Raw genomic sequence first — 256 nt, 5'->3', positions numbered from 1 at the left:
CGCGGCGTCCTGCTCGAACCACGGCGTGCCGACTGCGTTCACGCGGATCAGCACGGGGCGCTCCGGCGAGAGCCACTCGACTACGGCCTGTCTGGCGCGGTCCTTGTCGCCGGGTGCGACGGCGTCTTCGAGATCGACGATGACGGCGTCCGCGCCGCTGCTCAACGCCTTCTCGAAGCGCTCCGGACGCGTGCCCGGAACGAACAGAAACGAGCGATGCTGGCGATTAACAGGCTGCGACATCTCGACTCCCGAC

1 protein-coding gene is annotated in these 256 nt (G+C 68.0%); it reads right to left on the bottom strand.

What is annotated here, in order from left to right:
* Positions 1-243 (bottom strand): aldolase/citrate lyase family protein (locus tag SB753_RS39160; protein WP_410805431.1); only part of this gene is annotated, 243 nt, incomplete at its 3' end.
* Between the last annotated feature and the right edge of the window lie 13 nt (positions 244-256).

This window comes from Paraburkholderia sp. SIMBA_053 (assembly GCF_046534895.1).
GTDB lineage: Bacteria > Pseudomonadota > Gammaproteobacteria > Burkholderiales > Burkholderiaceae > Paraburkholderia > Paraburkholderia caledonica.
This window is presented reverse-complemented; position numbering and strand designations above follow the sequence as displayed.